The sequence below is a fragment of the Niveispirillum sp. genome (assembly GCF_017996735.1).
Classification (GTDB): Bacteria; Pseudomonadota; Alphaproteobacteria; order Azospirillales; family Azospirillaceae; genus Niveispirillum.
This window is the reverse complement of sequence record NZ_JAGOGJ010000013.1, coordinates 63,963-82,144: the sequence shown is the minus strand read 5'-3', so window position 1 is coordinate 82,144 and position 18,182 is coordinate 63,963. Positions and strand designations below refer to the sequence as shown.

At 66.0% G+C, this 18,182-nt stretch carries 13 protein-coding genes; 5 read left to right on the top strand and 8 right to left on the bottom strand.

Translation table 11 applies throughout. The annotated features are described in order from the left end of the window. On the bottom strand, positions 1 to 886 hold an 886-nt coding region (locus tag KBA48_RS07035; protein WP_292904613.1), incomplete at its 3' end, for a sensor histidine kinase KdpD. A gap of 140 nt (positions 887 to 1,026) precedes the next feature. Between KBA48_RS07035 and addA the strand changes: the two genes are divergently transcribed. Together addA and KBA48_RS07025 are read left to right on the top strand one after the other, a co-directional pair. Next, on the top strand, positions 1,027 to 4,542 hold the full coding sequence (gene addA / locus KBA48_RS07030; RefSeq protein ID WP_292904611.1) for a double-strand break repair helicase AddA: 3,516 nt from the start codon (positions 1,027 to 1,029) through the stop codon (positions 4,540 to 4,542). An 89-nt stretch (positions 4,543 to 4,631) separates the two neighbouring features. Next, positions 4,632 to 6,353, top strand: a complete 1,722-nt coding sequence (locus KBA48_RS07025; RefSeq protein ID WP_292904609.1) for an acyl-CoA dehydrogenase family protein — start codon at positions 4,632 to 4,634, stop codon at positions 6,351 to 6,353. Between the two features lie 39 nt (positions 6,354 to 6,392). On the opposite strand, the gene KBA48_RS07020 is transcribed toward KBA48_RS07025, so the two are convergent. From KBA48_RS07020 to KBA48_RS07010, 3 genes are all read right to left on the bottom strand, one after another. Next, positions 6,393 to 8,117 carry a stimulus-sensing domain-containing protein gene (locus KBA48_RS07020; RefSeq protein ID WP_292904607.1) on the bottom strand — a complete coding sequence of 575 codons (1,725 nt, stop codon included), beginning with the start codon at positions 8,115 to 8,117 and terminating at the stop codon, positions 6,393 to 6,395. Positions 8,118 to 8,120: 3 nt separating this feature from the next. Then, a complete protein-coding gene (locus KBA48_RS07015) occupies positions 8,121 to 8,819 on the bottom strand; it encodes a response regulator transcription factor (protein WP_292904605.1) in 699 nt (232 codons plus the stop codon). A 350-nt stretch (positions 8,820 to 9,169) separates the two neighbouring features. Continuing rightward, positions 9,170 to 9,766, bottom strand: coding sequence for an outer membrane beta-barrel protein (locus tag KBA48_RS07010; RefSeq protein WP_292904603.1), 597 nt, complete (start codon positions 9,764 to 9,766; stop codon positions 9,170 to 9,172). A 379-nt stretch (positions 9,767 to 10,145) separates the two neighbouring features. Here KBA48_RS07010 and KBA48_RS07005 point away from each other — a divergent pair, with 379 nt between their 5' ends. Then, positions 10,146 to 11,687 carry an MFS transporter gene (locus KBA48_RS07005; protein ID WP_292904601.1) on the top strand — a complete coding sequence of 514 codons (1,542 nt, stop codon included), beginning with the start codon at positions 10,146 to 10,148 and terminating at the stop codon, positions 11,685 to 11,687. Positions 11,688 to 11,705: 18 nt separating this feature from the next. Here the strand turns inward: KBA48_RS07005 and ubiG are convergent, their stop codons facing one another. Further along, positions 11,706 to 12,461, bottom strand: coding sequence for a bifunctional 2-polyprenyl-6-hydroxyphenol methylase/3-demethylubiquinol 3-O-methyltransferase UbiG (ubiG, locus tag KBA48_RS07000; RefSeq protein ID WP_292904599.1), 756 nt, complete (start codon positions 12,459 to 12,461; stop codon positions 11,706 to 11,708). Positions 12,462 to 12,611: 150 nt separating this feature from the next. Here ubiG and KBA48_RS06995 point away from each other — a divergent pair, with 150 nt between their 5' ends. Beyond that, the gene (locus KBA48_RS06995; protein ID WP_292904597.1) at positions 12,612 to 15,038 is read left to right on the top strand and encodes a patatin-like protein; all 2,427 of its coding nucleotides are present in this window, start codon (positions 12,612 to 12,614) and stop codon (positions 15,036 to 15,038) included. 38 nt (positions 15,039 to 15,076) lie between these two features. Here KBA48_RS06995 and KBA48_RS06990 read toward each other — a convergent pair whose 3' ends face one another. From KBA48_RS06990 to KBA48_RS06980, 3 genes are all read right to left on the bottom strand, one after another. Then, the gene (locus KBA48_RS06990) at positions 15,077 to 15,748 is read right to left on the bottom strand and encodes a TerC family protein (RefSeq protein WP_292904595.1); all 672 of its coding nucleotides are present in this window, start codon (positions 15,746 to 15,748) and stop codon (positions 15,077 to 15,079) included. A 325-nt stretch (positions 15,749 to 16,073) separates the two neighbouring features. Then, a complete protein-coding gene (locus KBA48_RS06985) occupies positions 16,074 to 16,439 on the bottom strand; it encodes a hypothetical protein (RefSeq protein WP_292904593.1) in 366 nt (121 codons plus the stop codon). An 86-nt stretch (positions 16,440 to 16,525) separates the two neighbouring features. Further along, positions 16,526 to 17,446, bottom strand: coding sequence for a LysR substrate-binding domain-containing protein (locus tag KBA48_RS06980; protein ID WP_292904591.1), 921 nt, complete (start codon positions 17,444 to 17,446; stop codon positions 16,526 to 16,528). 151 nt (positions 17,447 to 17,597) lie between these two features. Here KBA48_RS06980 and KBA48_RS06975 point away from each other — a divergent pair, with 151 nt between their 5' ends. Beyond that, positions 17,598 to 18,137 (top strand): peroxiredoxin, encoded by a 540-nt coding sequence (locus KBA48_RS06975; RefSeq protein ID WP_292904589.1) that lies wholly within the window; start codon positions 17,598 to 17,600, stop codon positions 18,135 to 18,137. Positions 18,138 to 18,182 lie beyond the last annotated feature (45 nt).

Sequence of the window (18,182 nt, the reverse complement as noted above, 5' to 3'; positions counted from 1 at the left end):
GACCCAGGCCGCCGACGCCGGCCGTCAGCGGATCGCCGCCGCGCAGGAAGGGCCGCCCCATGCCCGACAGCACCTCCGCCGGCAGTCCCGGGCCATCGTCGCTGATATTAACCACCACCCCGGCCGGGGTGGCTTCGCCATCGATACGCACATGGCTGTGTTCGGGCGTGTGGGTGACGGCATTGTCCAGCAGGGCGAACAGGATCTGGCGCAGGGCCAGCGGGTCGGCGCGCAGGATCAGTCCATCGGGCACATTATTTTCCACCGACGTGCGGCGATGCTGGGCCCGCACACGGGCCTGTCCCGCGACACGCCCCACCTCTTCCCGCAGATCCACCGGTTCGGGCACCAGGCTCTGGCCCGTCTCCGCCTCCGCGCAGGCCACGATGCTTTCCACCAGTTCCAGCAGGTGATGCCCGGCCTGTGAAATCTCTCCCGCGTAATCCTGCACCCTTTCCGGCGGCAGGCGCAGGGACGGGTCGCACAGCATGTCGGCAAAGCCGATGACGGCATTCAGGGGCGTGCGCAACTCGTGGCTGACGGAGGACAGGAACTGGCTCTTGGCGCGTTCCAGGGCACGGCTTTCCATGCCGGCCTGACGCATGGTTTCGGCCGCTGCCTCACGCGCGCGAAAGGCTTCCGCCGTGCGGTCCGTCAGACGGCCGACCAGGGTCCGTACCAGAAGGAACAGGATCAACCCCGTCACGCCGACATAGAACAGACCCTTGGCCGTCTGGAAGGCCGACAGATCCGTGACATCGCCGAACATCGCCTTGGCGGCCTGATCGGAAAAGATGATCCACAGGGCCGACACCACGACGAACACAAGGGCCACGCGCAGCGCCGCCTTGTTGGGTGCCGATGCCAGCCAGCGCAGCGTGTCCATGGCGCCTCCGCGTCGGGGCAACGAACAGGGGCACCAGCATAAACCACAATGGGTGGGCGAAGAAAGCCCATCCGCCGACACGTTTGGCGCGACTGCTTGGGTCTGGACCCGCGCCGCACCGCCCCTGTATCCTCGCCGCCATGACCGATATCCGCGCCACCGATCCCAATGTCCTGCAACGTTTGGCTTCCGATCCGGAAAGTTCGGTCTGGGTCGGGGCATCGGCGGGCACCGGCAAGACCAAGGTTCTGACCGACCGCGTGCTGCGGCTGATGCTGGCGGGAACCGATCCGTCCCGCATCCTCTGCCTGACCTTTACCAAGGCGGCGGCGGCCGAAATGGCCAACCGCATCGCCGACCGTCTTTCCGTCTGGGCCGTGGCGGATGAGGATCGGCTGCGCGCCAATCTGCATGATCTGACGGGACGGGAACCGTCGCGGACCGATGTGGTGGCGGCCCGCCGCCTGTTCGCCCGTGTGCTGGATACGGCCGGCGGCATGAAGATCCAGACCATCCACGCCTTCTGCCAATCGCTGCTGCGCCGGTTCCCGCTGGAGGCGGGCTTGGCACCGAATTTTGAGGTTATGGACGATCGCACGGCGGATGAGCTCCTATCGGAAGCAAAACAATCCGTTCTTCTGGCCGGTCGTTACGAACCCGATGGTATGCTGGCATCGGCGGTTGATCTGCTGACCGGGTCCGTGTCGGAGGATGATTTCAACGATCTGCTGGCCAGCCTGACGGCCGAGCGGGGACGGTTGAAACGTATCCTGGAGACCTGGGGCGGGCTGGAACCGGCCATCGCCGCCCTGCGCGACAGTCTGCGTGTGCCGATGGGGGAGACGGACCTGACGGTCCTGTCCCGCGCCTGCGCCGCCGGTGCCGTTGACGAGATGGGCCTGCGCCGCGCCTGTGCCACCCTGGCCACGGGCACCAAGACCGATATCGAACGCGGCATCGGCATCCAGTCCTGGCTGGACGGCGATACGGCACGGCGCCTGAAAGGCTGGGCGGATTACCTGTCGCTGTACCTGACGGCGGAGGGGGAGACGCGCAAGGCCCTGATGACCAAGAAACCGTCGGAAGCCGATCCGATGGCGCTGGAGATCTTGCAGCGGGAGGCGGTGCGTCTGGTTGCCGTGACGGAGGAACGCCGGCGCGTGGCCGTGGCGGCCCACACATCGGCCCTGTTGACCCTGGGCGAGGCGCTGCTGGGCCGGTATCAGCGGTTGAAGGATGCGCGGGGCGTCCTGGATTTCGACGATCTGATCCTGGCGGCATCGCACCTGCTGTCGGGCGGGGCGGGGGCCGATGCCTGCGCCTGGGTCCTGTTCAAGCTGGATGGCGGCCTGGACCATGTCCTGATCGACGAGGCGCAGGACACCAACCCGGAGCAATGGGCCGTGGTATCGGCCATCGCGGAGGAGTTTTTCGCCGGATTGGGCGCCCGCGACGACCGGATGCGCACCCTGTTCGTGGTGGGCGACGACAAACAGTCGATCTTCAGCTTTCAGCGCGCGGACCCCGCCGAATTCGCCCGCATGCGCAGCCATTTTGATGCCAAGGTGAACCAGGCCCGGCGCAACTGGCGCATCGTCGACCTGCAGACCAGTTTCCGGTCGGTGGCCGCCGTCCTGTTGGCCGTGGATAAGGTCTTCGCCACCGGTCTGGCCCGTGACGGGGTGGCGGGGCCGGGGATGGAGGTACGGCATATCCCGCACCGGCGCGGCATGGCGGGGCGGGTGGAGATCTGGCCGCTGGTCAGCCCGCTGGATGCCGTGGACCCCGACCCCTGGTCGTTGCCCTTGCAACCCGAACAGGCGGACAAGCCCGTGGCGCGGCTGGCCCGCACCATGGCGGACCGCATCGCGCGCTGGCTGGCCGACGGGGAAATGCTGGTGTCGCGCAACCGGCCGCTGCGCCCCGGCGACATCATGGTGCTGGTGCGCAGCCGCGACCAGTTCGTGGGCCATCTGGTCCGTGCCCTGAAGGACCGGGAGGTGCCCGTGGCCGGCGTGGACCGTATGGTCCTGACCGAACAACTGGCCGTCATGGACCTGATGGCGCTGGCCCGCTTCCTGGTCCTGCCCGAAGATGACCTTAATCTGGCCGTCCTGCTGAAATCGCCGCTGGTGGGGTTGAGTGAGGAACAATTGTTCCAGGTGGCGCATGCACGGCCAGGGCGGCTGTGGCAGGCATTGACGGAAAAGGCGAAGCAGGATGCGGCGCTGGCGGTTGCCTGGGATTATCTGCGCGCCATCCTGAACGATACCGATTTCCGCGCCCCCTATGAACTGTTCGCAGGCGTGCTGTCGCGCCCCTGTCCGCCCGACCCCGGTGGGTCTGGCCGGCGTGCCATCCTGGCCCGGCTGGGGGCGGAGGCTCAGGACCCGCTGGAGGAATTCCTGAACGCCTGCCTGCTGTTCGAGCGCGAGCATGTGGCATCCCTGCAGGGGTTCCTGCATTGGCTGGAAGCATCGCAGGCCGAGATCAAGCGCGAGCTGGATACCGGCGGCGGCGACGGGCCGGGGCAGGTGCGCATCATGACGGTACACGGGTCGAAGGGGCTGCAGGCCCCCATCGTCTTCCTGCCCGACACGATGCGCGAACCGGACAAGAGCCCGAAAATCCTGTGGCCGGAAAAGCCGCTGGCGGGGGAGGTACAGGCTGATCCCGGCCCGCCCCTGCCGCTTTACGCCCCCCGGCGCGGGATGGAGGATGCGACGGCGGGCGCGCGACGCGCCATCGCCAACCGCCGCCGGGACCAGGAATATCGCCGCCTGCTCTATGTCGCGCTGACCCGCGCGGAAGACCGGTTGATCGTCTGCGGCTGGGAACAACTGCGCAAGACGGGGGGACCCGGTTCCTGGTACCGGCTGATCGAGGGCGCGCTGGACGGTATGGCCCGGCCGGAACCGTTCGATTTCACGACCCTGTCGCCCGCCGGCTGGGCCGGCACCGGTCTGGTCCTGCAGGAGGAACAGACGGTGCCTCCGCCCAAGGCGCCGCCGCCCCTGGCCGAAATGGCGACCGGCCCCGTCCTGCCGGCCTGGGCGCTGTCCCCGGCGCCGAAGGAAGCCAGCCCGTCCAAGCCGCTGGCCCCGTCACAGCCCGATGCGCCGGAACCGTCCCTGCGGTCCCCCCTGGGCCCCGACGATGGGTTGCGGTTCAAGCGGGGCAACCTGATCCATACGCTGTTGCAGGTCTTGCCCGAAACCGATCCCGCGCGCTGGGCGGAGGTGGCGGCGGCCTGGCTGGCGCGGCCGGCGCATGGTCTGACACCGGCACAGCAGGCGGAGATCGCGGCCGAGGCGCTGCGTGTCCTGACCGACCCCACCTTCGCCGCCCTGTTCGCGCCGGGCAGCCGGGCGGAGGTGCCGCTGGTCGGGCTGGTCGGCGACCGGGCCCTGTCGGGTCGCATCGACCGGCTGTGCGTGACGGACGATGCCGTCTGGATCGTCGATTACAAGACCAACCGTCCGCCACCGCGGGAGGTGGAGAATGTGCCCGTGATCTATCTGCAGCAGATGGCGGCCTATCGCGCGGCCCTGTCGCGCATCTATCCGGGCAAGGAGGTGCGCTGTGTCCTGCTGTGGACGGACGGGCCGTTCATGATGGAACTGCCCCAGGGGCTGCTGGCCGGGCACGCGCCCTGATCACACGATCGGGGCGCGTGCCCGGCCGGCCCTTCCCCCCGGCTTCCGTTTCCGTCATGCTTGCCGGCAAATCCAGGGGGGAAGCGGGCATGACCGACGCTGCCGATTATCCGCGCACGGCGCGCGGCACGAATTTTTTCGAGACGGACACCAACCTGATCCGCCTGCTGGAACGCCGTGCACCGCATGTGCTGGAGGTGCATGAGGGCCGGCTGTCGGAATTCGGCGCCTGGGCCGGCAACGAACTGGACATCCAGGCGGAATATACGGACCGGTTCGCGCCGCCGCGCCTGGACCCCTATGATATCGACGGCAACCGGACGGGCCGCGTCGTCTTCAACCCCGATTACCAGGCCTGCCATGCCGAGGCCTATCGCCGGGGCGCCGTGGGGCTGGCCTATCAGCATGAAGGGTTGGGTCCCACGGGCGCGCCCAGCCATGCCGCCTGTTTCACTATGGGCTATATGCTGTCCCAGGCCGATATCTCCATCCATTGCCCCGTCACCATGACGGGGGCGGTGGCGCATGTGCTGGATATGCTGGCTCCGGCCCCGGTGCGCGGCCGCTATCTGCCCGACATGGTGCGCATGGATGGCGAGGCCCTGTCGGGCGGCACCTGGGCCACCGAACTGCATGGCGGATCGGATGTGGGGGCCACGACGACGCGGGCCGAACAGCGCAATGACGGCTATCGCCTGCACGGGGTCAAATGGTTCACCAGCAATGCCGGCGCTGGCCTGGCCATGGCCACGGCCCGGCCAGACGGGGCGGAACCGGGCGGGCGCGGCCTGGGCTGCTACCTCGTCCCCTCGCATCTGGAGGATGGCTTCCCCAACCATCAGCGGGCGCGGCGGTTGAAGGAAAAGGCGGGGACCAAGGGGCTGGCCACGGCCGAACTGGACCTGAACGGCTGCTGGGCCGTGGAACTGGCGCCGCCGCCCGACGGGTTGCGGGTGATGATGGCGGCCCTGGAGTATAGCCGCATCCATAATGCCGTCGGTTCCGCAGGCCTGTTGCGCCGGGCCTTCCTGGAAAGTGCCGGATGGGCCACGCACCGCGTCGCCTTCGGCAAGCCCATCCGTCAATATCCGATGGTCCAGGATCAGCTTCTGGACATGATGATGGAGCAGGAGGCGGCGACGGCGCTTTCGTTCGAATCGGTGCTGGCCTTCGACGCACAACTGGCCGATCCGGACATGGGCGGCGACTGGCTGCGCCTGGCCACGGCGCTGGCCAAGTACCGCACCGCCGAACAGGCCGTGACCGCCTGCCGGCAGGCGGTGGAGATGGTGGGGGGCAACGGCTATACCGATGAAATGCCCACAAGCCGCTTCTATCGCGACTGTCTGGTCGTCTCCGTATGGGAGGGACCCGCCAATATCCAGGCGCTGGAACTGCTGCGGCTGGTCACGGGCAAGCGGCCGGGGGACCAGATCTTCCTGGGCCGGGTCGGCACCATCCTGTCCGACCTGCCGCCGGCGGCACAGGAACCGGCGGCGGCCGATGTGTCGGCCGTCCTGGAAGGTGCCCTGGAGGAATGCCGCGCGGCCCTGGCCTTCCTGCGCCGCAACCCGGACCAGGGGCCGCGCCATGGCCGCCGCCTGCTGACCCTGATGTCCGACACGCTGGCGGCCGCCCTGCTGTGCGAGGAGGCGGTGGCCGAACTGAAATGGGGCGACCGGCGCAAATGGCTGGTGGCCAGCCGTTTTGTCCTGAAGGTCCTGGGCAAGGCGGACCCGATCACCGCCGATATCGATCCGGCCAATGCCGAATTCGATGCGGTGCTGGCCTATGAACCGGTCGAATGGTGACGGTTGCCGCCGTGGCGGTTTCCCGGCAAGAGGAAACCGCTAGCGCGGCAGCACCACCGTGAACCGCGCCCCCTGCACCGTGCCGTCCGGTCCCTTCATATTGTCGGCGAAGATGCGGCCCTGGTGGGCGTCGATGATCTGTTTGGAGATGGACAGGCCCAGGCCGGAATGTTTGCCGAACGCCTCCGTCTTCGGCCGTTCGCTGTAAAAACGGTCGAAAATGGCGTCCAGCTTGGCCTCCGGGATGCCCGGCCCCTGATCCTCGCAGGTGACTTCCACCCGGTCGGGGAAGGACCGCGCCTTGAACCGCACGACACCGCCGGGTGGGGAGAAGGACAGGGCGTTCGACAGCAGGTTCTGGAACACCTGCGTCAGGCGGCCTTCCAGGCCCGGCACCACCAGCCCCGATCGGGTGTTGGGCATGTCCACTTCCACCCGGACCGGGGCCGGCGCCTCCGCCGCTTCGCCACCGGCCTCCACGGCCGCGTCGCGCAGGGCCTCGGCATTGCCCAGGGTGGCGTCGTGGATATTGGCCAGCATGGTCAGCATCTGGCCCACATCCGCCGGCTCGGCCCGGGCGCGCGACAGTTCGGCGTCCAGGCGGCTGGCGTTGGAGATGTCGCTGATCAACCGGTCCAGGCGCTGCACATCATGGTTGATGATGGCCAGAAGCCGCTGACGCTGCTCGTCGGTCTTCACGCGCTGCACCGTTTCCACGGCACTGCGCATGCTGGTCAGGGGGTTCTTGATCTCATGCGCCACGTCGGCGGCGAAGCGCTCGATGGCATCCATGCGGTTCCAGATGGCGTCCGTCATCTCGCGCAACGATACCGACAGGTCCCCCACCTCATCCCGGCGGCGGGAGAAATCGGGAATGGTCACCTGCCGGCCGTGGCCATGGCGCACCTCATCCGCGGCCTGGGCCAGGCGGCGGATGGGCCGGGCGATGGTGCCCGCCAGATAGAAGGACAGCAGCACCGTCACGCCCAGCGTAATGCCGAACAGGCGCAGGATGTCCATGCGGAATTCCCGCACGGCCACGTCCACCGCCTTGCCGGAGCGGGAGATATAGACGGCGCCCAGCACCTTCTTGTAGCGCTGCACAGGCACCGCCACGGTCAGCACCATGTCCGACCGCCCGTCCGGCCGGCCGATGCGCCAGACGTTGCTGCCCACCTCGCCGGCCAGGGCCTTCATCACATCGGTGTAATTTTCCGCCGTCGGGTCCTTTTCACTGGGATAGGCTGGCAGATGCTCGCGCTCCGGCACGGCATTGACGATATAGTCATAGATGGCGATACCGATCTCGGTCAGGCGGTTGCCATCGCGCAGCGGCGGCAGTTCCTCGATCTGCACGGTCCCCTTCGGCCCGCCCAGCACACGGCTGTCGGCGATCAGTTCGCCGTTGGGCGCGAACAGGCGGGTGCGGGTGTCGGTCGTCTCCACCAGACGTCGCACCATCTGCCGCGCCAGTTCATAGGAAAGCTGGTTGGCCGGCTCGTTGAACTCGTCCGTGGCGGGCTGCATGGCACCTTCGCCCAGGGCGCCGGCAAAGATCTTGGCTTCCGTCGACAGGGCCGACAGTTCCTTGTCGATCAGCCATTGCTGATAGGTCGACAGGTACAGCAGGCCACCCAGCAGGATGGCCAGCGCCAGCATGTTGACGGCCAGGATGCGCAGGGTCAGCGGCGAGAAATGGCGCACCCGCCGCCGGGGCGGCGGGGCGGCCTTTTCGGCGGCCGGTTCGCCGAAGGGGCGTTTCACCCTTTATTCCTTATACTTATAACCAACACCGTACAGCGTCTCGATCTGCTGGAAATCGTCGTCCACGGCCTTGAACTTCTTGCGCAGGCGCTTGATGTGGCTGTCGATGGTGCGGTCATCGACATAGATATGCTCGCCATAGGCGGCATCCATCAACTGGTCGCGGTTCTTCACATGGCCGGGGCGGACGGCCAGCGCCTTGACCAGCAGGAATTCGGTGACCGTCAGGTCGATCTCCTTGCCCTTCCAGGTGCAAAGATGGCGGGCGCCGTCCAGCACCAGTTCGCCGCGCACCAGGGTCTGGCCCGGATCGGGGGCCGTGCCCTTGCCCTGGGCCAGTTCGGTGCGGCGCAGCAGGGTCTTGATGCGTTCGATCAGCAGGCGCTGGCTGAACGGCTTCTTGATGTAATCATCGGCCCCCATGCGCAGGCCCTGCAGCTCGTCCGTCTCATCATCCTTGGATGTCAGGAAGATGATGGGCATCTGCGTGGACTGGCGCAGACGCTGAAGCAGTTCCAGCCCGTCCATGCGCGGCATCTTGATATCCAGCACGGCCATGTCGACCGGGCGCGCGCTGATGCCGCGCAGCGCTTCGTCACCGTCGCCATAGGTGCGAACCTCATAGCCTTCGGCTTCCAGCGCAATGGAAACGGACGTCAGGATGTTGCGGTCGTCATCGACCAGGGCGATCACTTGGGCCACGTTCTTCTCCAACCTCCGGCCGGCATCTTCGGGATTACTTCCGATGAGCCGGCATGCTTAACCGACTGCACTTTCAATATGTCATCAATGCGGCGCGGGGAAGAGGCCGCGTCGATATAGGACAGCGCTAAGACCATTGGCGGGCGGGGATAGAGGTTCGGCCACATGGATGGGGCTTAAAGTAAAACCCCCCGGCATCGCGGGTACGATGCCAGGGGGGGGAAAGACGGACCCGTCTGAGGGCGTTGTCGGGCCCGTCATCGTCCCGGCCGCTGTGGGGCTGCCAGCCGGGACGGGGACTGTTCTCAAGGCGACCTGATGACCCGTGGGCGGGTCACCAGGAAACCCGGTCAGAAGCGGTAGGCGACGCCGACGCGCACCTGATTCTCACGGAAGTTGGTGTTGTCGTAGTTGACGTAGTTGTACTCGGTCCGGACCAGGACATTGTCGGTCACGGCATATTCCAGACCGCCGCCCAGACGGTAGCCGTCCAGATTGTCGCTGACCTTGATGCGGTTGGCACCCGTGCCGACGGTGACGTCATAGTTGGTGCGCTGCCAGCCGGCACGGGCATAGAGCAGCGTAGTGTCGGTCAGCAGGTAACCGGCGCGGGCGGACAGGCCCCAGCTCTCATTGGTGTTCAGCTTGGTGGGCAGACCGGCGACGGTGCCGGAATTGCCGCTCAGGCTGGCCGTGCCGATTTCGGCTTCACCGCCAAAATAGAACTTGTCGAAGGTCTGGCCGTAACCGGCATAGGCGCCGTACAGCCAGCCGTCACGGTCGATATCGGCGCGGGCGGCGCCGGAGGTTGCGGAAGCATTGTTGTCGGTGTAGCCGGTGAAGGCACCCACATAGGCGCCGTCGAAGGGCGACTGCGCCAGCGACGGCGCGGCGCCAACGGCGACCAGAGCAACACCACCAAGCAGGGCAGAAGCAATACGCGACATTTTTTTCTCCATATGCGGTGGCGCAAGGCACAGTTCATCTGTGACGCCAATCATTGGCGCTTCCTTGGCAACCGTTCAGCTCACTCGTTATTGCGATTGTGGCGATTTCTTGTTGAAATCAATCCACGTCATCGCGGTGAGATCTGTTTAGCGGAATTTGAACGTCGTTCGATGTGCGATTCATCACACAAGCCATGCGGTTGACTTATGGCCGCTATCCAGCCCCTACCCTTGAACGCATGGATGTCACCCCCATGGAAAAGACCAGGGCGTGCCCCTGTTCTTGCGCGATTATGCTTTTGCCCGTTGGAAACCCGGCCTATATCGGGTCGACACAAGGGGTGTGCCGGCCGGCGGGGGCTTGTTTTCAGGGGGCAAAATGTCTGAAGCGGTATCGGCCATCGGGGGGCGGCGTAACGCGCTGGCCTTCTGGTTCGGCTGCGCCATCGTCACGCTGGGTGTCGTGCTGCATATCCCCATGTATCTGATGGGCTCGCACATGGGTTATGTGCTGGTGGGGATGCCCATGGATGCGGATATGTATTGGGGCATGGCGCTGATCGTGGTGGGGATCGGCTTTGCCGCCTTCGGGCTGCTGCCGCGGCAATTGCCCAGTCATGAACGCGTGATCGAAACCATCGCGCCGCCCGAGGACGCGCCCCTGACGCGGGCGCATTGGGGCATGGCGGGGCTTCTGGCGCTGGCCCTGATCATCGACATCATGAAACCGGCCAGCCTGGGATTCGTGACGCCGGGCATGCGGGCGGAATATCAGGTGGACAAGGCCATGGTCGCCTGGCTGCCGCTTGCGGCCCTGACGGGCACGGTGATCGGCTCCTTTATCTGGGGGGCGCTGGCCGACATTTATGGAAGGCGGGCGGCCATCCTGTTGTCCTCCATTGTCTTCATCGGTACCTCCATCTGCGGCGCCATGCCGGATTTCTGGTGGAACGTGTTCATGTGCCTGCTGATGGGGGCCGGCGCCGGCGGCATGCTGCCCGTTGCCTATGCGCTTCTGGCGGAGATCATGCCGACGCGTCATCGCGGGTGGATGCTGGTGCTGATCGGCGGTATCGGGGCTGTCGGCGGTTATTTCGCTGCCAGTTATCTCTCTGAACTGCTTCAGCCCACATATAGCTGGCGCATCATGTGGTTCCTGAACCTGCCCACCGGCCTGCTGCTGGTGGCGATGAGCCCGCTTCTGCCGGAAAGCGCGCGGTTTTTGCAGCAGATGGGACGGGGGGCGGAGGCGCGGGCCATGTTGGCCCGGTTCGGGGCGGTGGCGCACCGGACGGCGGTGGACGCGGCGCAGGCCCATGCCGATCCTGCCCAACCGCCGCCGGAACGGCGCTTCGTCGGCCTGACGGCGGCGCTGACACTGGGGGCGCTGGCCTGGGGGCTGGTGAATTTCGGCCTGCTGCTCTGGCTTCCCGGGACCCTGGTGGAAGAAGGGTTGAGCGTGGCGGCGGCCAGCGGGTTGATCGCCAAATCCACCATCATCTCCATCCCTGTGGTCGCCGTGGCCACTTTGCTTTATGCGCGGTGGAGTTCGAAAGGCGCCCTGGTTGTCATGATGGGGATGATGGCGGCGGGACTGCTGCTGTTCCTGATGCGCACACCGGGGGACAGCCCGCTGCTGGCCCTGACCTTTGTGATTGTCGGCTCCTCCGGCGTCATTTCGATCCTGCTGCCCTATACGGCGGAGAATTATCCTTTGCGCGTGCGTGGCCGGGCCACGGGCTGGATCGCGGGATGCAGCAAGCTGGGCGGATTGACGGCGCAGGGGCTATCGGTGGCGGGCGCGGTGCCCCCCTTCGGCATCGCCGCCGCCCTGATCGCGGTGCCGACGCTGGCGGGCCTGTTGCTGGTCGCGTGGCTGGGCCGGGAGACGCGGGGCCGCGACCTGCGCGATCTGGAATAGGGGCGCGGCCGCTGCGGCTCAGTCCCGCACGCCCCAGAGCATATAATTCACATCCAGGTCGCTGGGCGCCAGGCTGAACCGGTCGGATACGGGGTTATAGGTCACGCCCGTCAATTCCTTCACCACCACACCGGCCTGGCGCAGGGAACCCGTCAGTTCCGACGGCTTCAGGAAGCGCTTCCAGTCATGGGTGCCGCGCGGCAGCCAGCGCAGCACATATTCCGCCGCCACGATGCCGAACAGGAAGCTTTTGGTGGTGCGGTTCAGCGTGGCCATGAAGACCAGGCCGCCCGGACGGGCCAGCCCCGACACGGCGCGCAGGAACAGGTCGACATCGGCGACATGTTCCACGATCTCCATGGCCAGGACCACGTCGAACCGTTCGCCGGCGGCGGCCAGATCCTCCGCCGTGGCGGTGCGGTAATCCACCTCCACGCCGGTTTCGGCGGCATGGGTCGCCGCCGTCTTCACATTCTTTTCCGCCGCGTCGATGCCGGTGACACTGGCGCCCAGCCGGGCCAGCGGTTCGGACAAAAGTCCACCGCCACAGCCGACATCGATGATGCGCAGCCCTTCCAGCGGACGCGGGGCCAAGGGGTCGCGGCCATGCGCCTTGCAGATCGTGTCGCGCAGCCAGGCCAGGCGTACGGGATTGAACTTGTGCAGCGGCCGGAACTTGCCCGCCGGGTCCCACCATTCGGCCGCGATGCGGCTGAACCGTTCGATCTCGGCCGGATCGATGGTGGTGCGTGCGGTAGCGGTCGCGGCGTTCATGGCATGTCCCTCCCGGAATTGGGCCTTGCTGGCATAGCAAAGCTGGTGCGGCCTGTCGCGGGGTCAATGTGGCGCGCCCGCGGCCCCTGCGATTGACGGGGCTTTGCGCTGGCCGCACTCTCGTTACCGCCCGGCATTTGCGGGAACGGCATGGGGAGTAACGGCGCGGTGAAGGAGAAGGAGCTGCGGATCGCGCTGGTCTGCTATGGCGGGGTCAGTCTGGCCGTCTATATGCACGGGGTCACCAAGGAATTGTGGAAGCTGGTGCGTGCCAGTCAGGCCCTGCATGCCGGCCGCAATGCGCATCCCGTCAGCTTCAAGGCCGCGCATGAAGGGGGCGCCCGGCCCTTCGATACCGAGTCGGTCTATTTCGAGCTGTTGCGTGACCTGCTGCCGGATCTGTCGCTGCGTGTGCTGATCGATGTGGTGGCGGGGGCCAGCGCCGGGGGCATCAATGGCGTGCTGCTGGCCCGTGCCCTGGCCCACGATCTGGACCTGGAACCGCTGACGGGACTGTGGCTGGAAAATGCCGATGTCACCCGTCTGCTGACGCCTGACAGCCGCGCCGGCAAATGGTCGAAATGGTTCATGCGGCCCGTCATCTGGGCCATGAGCCAGCGTGTGGAACGCTTGGCCCCGGATGAGGAGGTGCGCGAAAAACTGTCGCTGTTCGTCCGGTCCCGCTGGTTCCGTCCGCCCTTCGACGGCAAAAGGCTGATGGAATTCCTGCTGGATGCCGCCCATGCCATGGGTGACACGGGGGCCCGGCCCCAGGCCAGCCTGCTGCCGCGCGGACTGCCTCTGTCGCTGCATGTCACGGTGACGGATTTCAACGGCTACACCACCCGCATCCCCGCCCATGATCCCCCGGAAATCCTGGAGCGGGAGCACAGGCACCGTTTCACCTTCCGCTATCGCCGTGCGGGCGAGGGGGAGGTGGACAGCGATTTCAAGGATGGCGATGTGCCGGGCCTGGTTTTTGCCGCACGGGCCTCCGCCTCCTATCCCGGTGCCTTCCCGCCCGCCCAGGTGCGACAGATGGACCGTCTGTTAAACGAACGGGACGAGGTCTGGGAAGGGCGGGCGCATTTTTTCCAGCGCAATTTCGCCGAATATCGTCGCCAGGGCGCGGACCCGGAACAGGCCAGCTTCATCGACGGGTCGGTGCTGAACAACAAACCCTTCGCCGCCGCCCTGTCGGCCATCGCGGGACAGCCCGCCTATCGCGAGGTGGATCGCCGCATCGTCTATATCGATCCCAAGCCGGCGGCCCGCGTCACGGCCGGTGTGCGGGCCGATGCGCCCGGCTTTTTCCGCACCATCCGGGGTGCCCTGTCCGACATTCCCCGCAATGAACCGGTGCGTGACGAGTTGCTGGCCATTGCCGGCCGCAATGCCCGCATCGAACGGCTGCGCGGCCTGCTGGATGCCGCCCGGCCGCGCGTGGCCGAACAGGTGCGGCGCGTGCTGGGCGGGCCGCTGCCACCGGCCCCCACCATTGAACAGATCCGCCATTGGCGGGATCAGGCCAGTGCCGAGGCTGCGGCACAGGCCGGCTTCGCCTATGAGGCCTATCTGCGCCTCAAGATCGAAGGGGCGCTGGAACAGTTGGCCGGGCTGCTGTGTCCCTGTCTGGGCCGCGCCGATGCCGGGGCGCGTCCGGCCCTTCTGAAGGCGTTGCAGGAATGGGCGAAGGTGCGCGGGGTGCTGCCCGACCGGCTGGACATGGCGTCGGATGCGGAGGAGAAACCGGCCTGGGTACGGTTCCTGCGCGATTTCGACATCGCTTTCCGGTCACGCCGGCTGCGGTTCCTGATCCGGGAACTGAACGCCATCTATTCGCTGGTGGGCGAAGGCGAACATGCCGACACCAGCGCCCGCGACCTGGATGAGATGAAGGCCACGCTTTACAGCTCCCTAGAACGGCTGCCTGGCCTGTCCGGTTCCGGGGCCGACGGGCTGGGCGTGTTCAATGCCGGGGAACGGATCGCGCTGAACAACATGATGCGCGCCGATGGGCCGGTGCCCGCACCTGACACGCTGGACCGCGTCCTGTCCCATCTGGCATCCGCCTGGAAGCTGGAGGAACAATCGGCGGAGATTGATGAGATCTTCGCCCTGATGGGATTGAACTATCTGGGTCCCGCCGCGCGGCGGCAGATATTCGAGGCCTATCTGGGCTTCGCCTTCTGGGACGTGCTGACCTTTTCGACCAGCGGCTGGGTGGAACTGGACGAATTCCACGCCATCCGCGTGGACCGGATCGCGCCGCCCGATGCCAGACTGCTGCGCCGGGCCGGTGCGCCGGCCGACCTGCGTAGCGCCCGCATGAACGCCTTCGGCGGCTTTTTCAGCCGGCATGACCGGGAACATGATTATCTGCTGGGCCGCCTGCATGCGGCGGAAAGGGTCATCGATCTGGTCATCGATGCCGGCGGCCTGGACCTGTCGGAAGCCCGGATCAACGGCCTGAAACTGCGGGCCTTCCATGCCGTGCTGGTGGCGGAGGAGAGGCGTCTGGGAACCGGTAACAAGGCCCTGGAACAGGTACGGGCCTGGGTGGAGGCATGCGGGTGACGCGGGGTCACCTGCATGCCAGCCACCATAGGCGCTGATCAACCGGCCAATTGGCCGACCAGGGGCAGAACCTGTTCGCTGCCATCGATGATCATCTTGATCGCGACATAGAAGATCACGGCCAGGCCGATATAGGCGATCCAGTGGAAGCGGGCCAACAGCTTGGCAATGGCCGTGGCGGCCGCGCCCATGAAGGCCACCGACAGGGCCAGACCCAGGATCAGCACTTCCGGGTGCTCATGCGCCGCACCGGCCACGGCCAGCACATTGTCCAGCGACATGGACACGTCGGCGATGACGATCTGCACGATGGCCTGACGCACCGTCTTGGTGCCTGCGGCGGGCAACGCCTCGGCACCGGGATTGTTTTCACCGGGATTGACGGCTTCGTCCGCAACCTCGGCACCCAGGTCTTCCTGCTTGTGCGCGCGAATCTCGCGCCACATCTTCCAGCAGACCCAGAGCAGCAGGATGCCGCCGGCCAGCGTCAGGCCGACAATGCCCAGAAGCTGCGTCGTCAGCAGGGCGAAGATGATGCGCAGCACGACAGCGGCGGCGATGCCCCAGAAGATGACCTTGGCCCGCTGCTGTGCCGCGACGCCGGCCGCTGCCAGACCCACAACAATGGCATTGTCACCGGCCAGCACGATGTCGATCAGGATCACCTGCCAAAGGGCGTTCCAGAACGACACTTCAAAAAACATTTCCATTTGCGAATACCCCTTCGCCCCTGATTGGCGCCGTTCTTATCACGTGGGCCGATTGCTGGCGATGGGTAACAAAAAAGCCCGCCCCTGCATGAACAAGGGCGGGTTTTGAAGTCTTGGCAGTTGGATCCTGCATGAATGATGACAGGACAAGAATGAAAATGGGAATACTCGGCCAATCTGTCAAGAAATATTTTAAAAAATACAAATACAGGTGAAAGTAAATTGATGGAAATAGGCAAATAAATACCTGTTCCATTCATTGTATAAATGGATTGGGGTATGCTGATTGATTTTGCGGGGTGACCTGCAATAGTGGTCGGTCGTATCAGGCGCGGGGCGGGCCTGTGGACCAGGGGCGCACACAGCTTTGCGGGGCCGGATTTGCACGCAACGGGAAAATATCGATCGGCGCGTGCGGATGACAGGAAAGGGCCGCCGCAACCGGTAGCAACAGATCGTCCAGCCCGCCGGCATCACCTGTGCCGGCTGGACTGGGTGCCTCAGGCGCCGTCGTCAGGAGTATGGGACCGGCATCGTCAGGGGGCAGAACCGGTAGCGGTTCTTCATCCTGCCCGGTCGGTGCGTTTAACGCGATGCCTGCCGGTGGCGCATGGTCATTCGCGGCCGCGGGCGGTGCCAGCAGCAGGAATGACAGGCTCAGCAACAGGACAAGCAACCGGTCGAGGGTCACACGTCGCTTCCCGGATGATCGCCCCGACTGTCGGGGCGTTCCCATGCATAGAATGGGCGCTGTCGCGTGCCACGGCAAGAGGCGGTTCACGCGACGGGGGATGCGCCTTCGGGTAGGTGACGGGTGATGATGTCGGCCAGCCGGCGGATATCGCCGCTGCGCGGGCTGCCCCGGCGCCAGACCAGCGCCATGGTGCGTACCGGCGCCGGTTCGGCGAATCGACGCAACCCGATCTGGTCATTGGCGGCCAGTGATGGCGCGGCCAGTGCCGGCAGCAGGGTCAGGCCCAGCCCGCCCGCCACCATCTCCACCAGGGTGGCCAGCGAGGTGGCGGCGAAACCGTCACCCGCCTGTGCCCCGGACAGGGCGCAGACATCCAGCGCCTGATCGCGGAAACAATGCCCGTCTTCCAGCAGCAGCAGGGTCTCTTCCGTCAGCTCGCCTTCCTCCACCGCCTCGGCATTGTCCAGGCGGTGGCCGCGCGGCATGGCGACCAGGAACGTCTCGGTATAGACGGGCAGGATGTCGACCCCCGGCTCCGTCACGGGCAGGGCCAGCAGGCCGGCATCCAGATCGCCGGCGCGCAACCGGTCCAGCAGCCGTTCCGTCAGATCCTCCCGCAGATAAAGCTTCAGGTCAGGATAGGCAGCCCGCAGCGCCGGCAGCACGCGCGGCAGCAGATAGGGACCGCTGGTCGGGATCACGCCCAGGCGCAGGGCACCCGACAAAGGCCGGCCGGAGGCGCGCACGGCCTGTGACAAATCGTCCACCTGGCCCAGGATGGCGCGCGCCCGTTCCACCGCATCCTCCCCCGCCGGGGTCAGAAGCACACGGTGCTTGGTGCGTTCCACCAGGGCGGCGCCCAGCATTTCTTCGAGCTGCTGTATCTGCGCGGACAAGGAAGGCTGGGACACATGGCACGCCGCGGCGGCACGTCCGAAATGGAGCGTGTCGGCCAGGGCCACCAGATAACGCAACTGCCGAAGGGTGATGTTCGCCGGGTTCATTGGTTCATCCTATGACGGCAGTCGGAAGATGCGATTGGATTTTGCACCGCAATGCCCTCATATCAGCGACGCCTCAGGCCGATAGCTGTATCGGCAGGGGTCTGATTTAGGCACCGCATCACAAACCAACCCAAAAACGGAGTTGTTTACCATGCTGACCGTTGGCGACAAGTTCCCCGCGTTCGACCTGAAGGCCACCGTTTCCACGGACATCAAGTCCGCCTTCACGACGATCAACAACGACACCTACAAGGGCAAGTGGCTGGTCGTGTTCTTCTGGCCGAAGGATTTCACCTTCGTGTGCCCGACCGAAATCGCTGCCTTCGGCAAGCTGAACGGCGACTTCGCCGACCGCGACGCCCAGGTTCTGGGTGCCTCGATCGACACCGAGTTCGTGCACCTGGCCTGGCGCCAGAATCACGCCGACCTGAAGGACCTGCCGTTCCCGATGCTGGCCGACGTGAAGCGCGAGCTGTCCGCCAGCCTGGGCGTTCTGGACAAGAACGAGGGCGTTGCCCTGCGCGCCACCTTCATCGTCGATCCGGAAGGCATCATCCGCTTCGCTTCCGTCCATGACCTGTCGGTCGGCCGTAACGTGCAGGAAGTCCTGCGCACGCTGGACGCCCTGCAGACCGACGAACTGTGCCCCTGCAACTGGCAGAAGGGCGAGGACGTTCTGAAGGTCGGCTGATCTCCTGATCGCTGATCTTTGACGGATGGGCGCCCCGATCCCCCC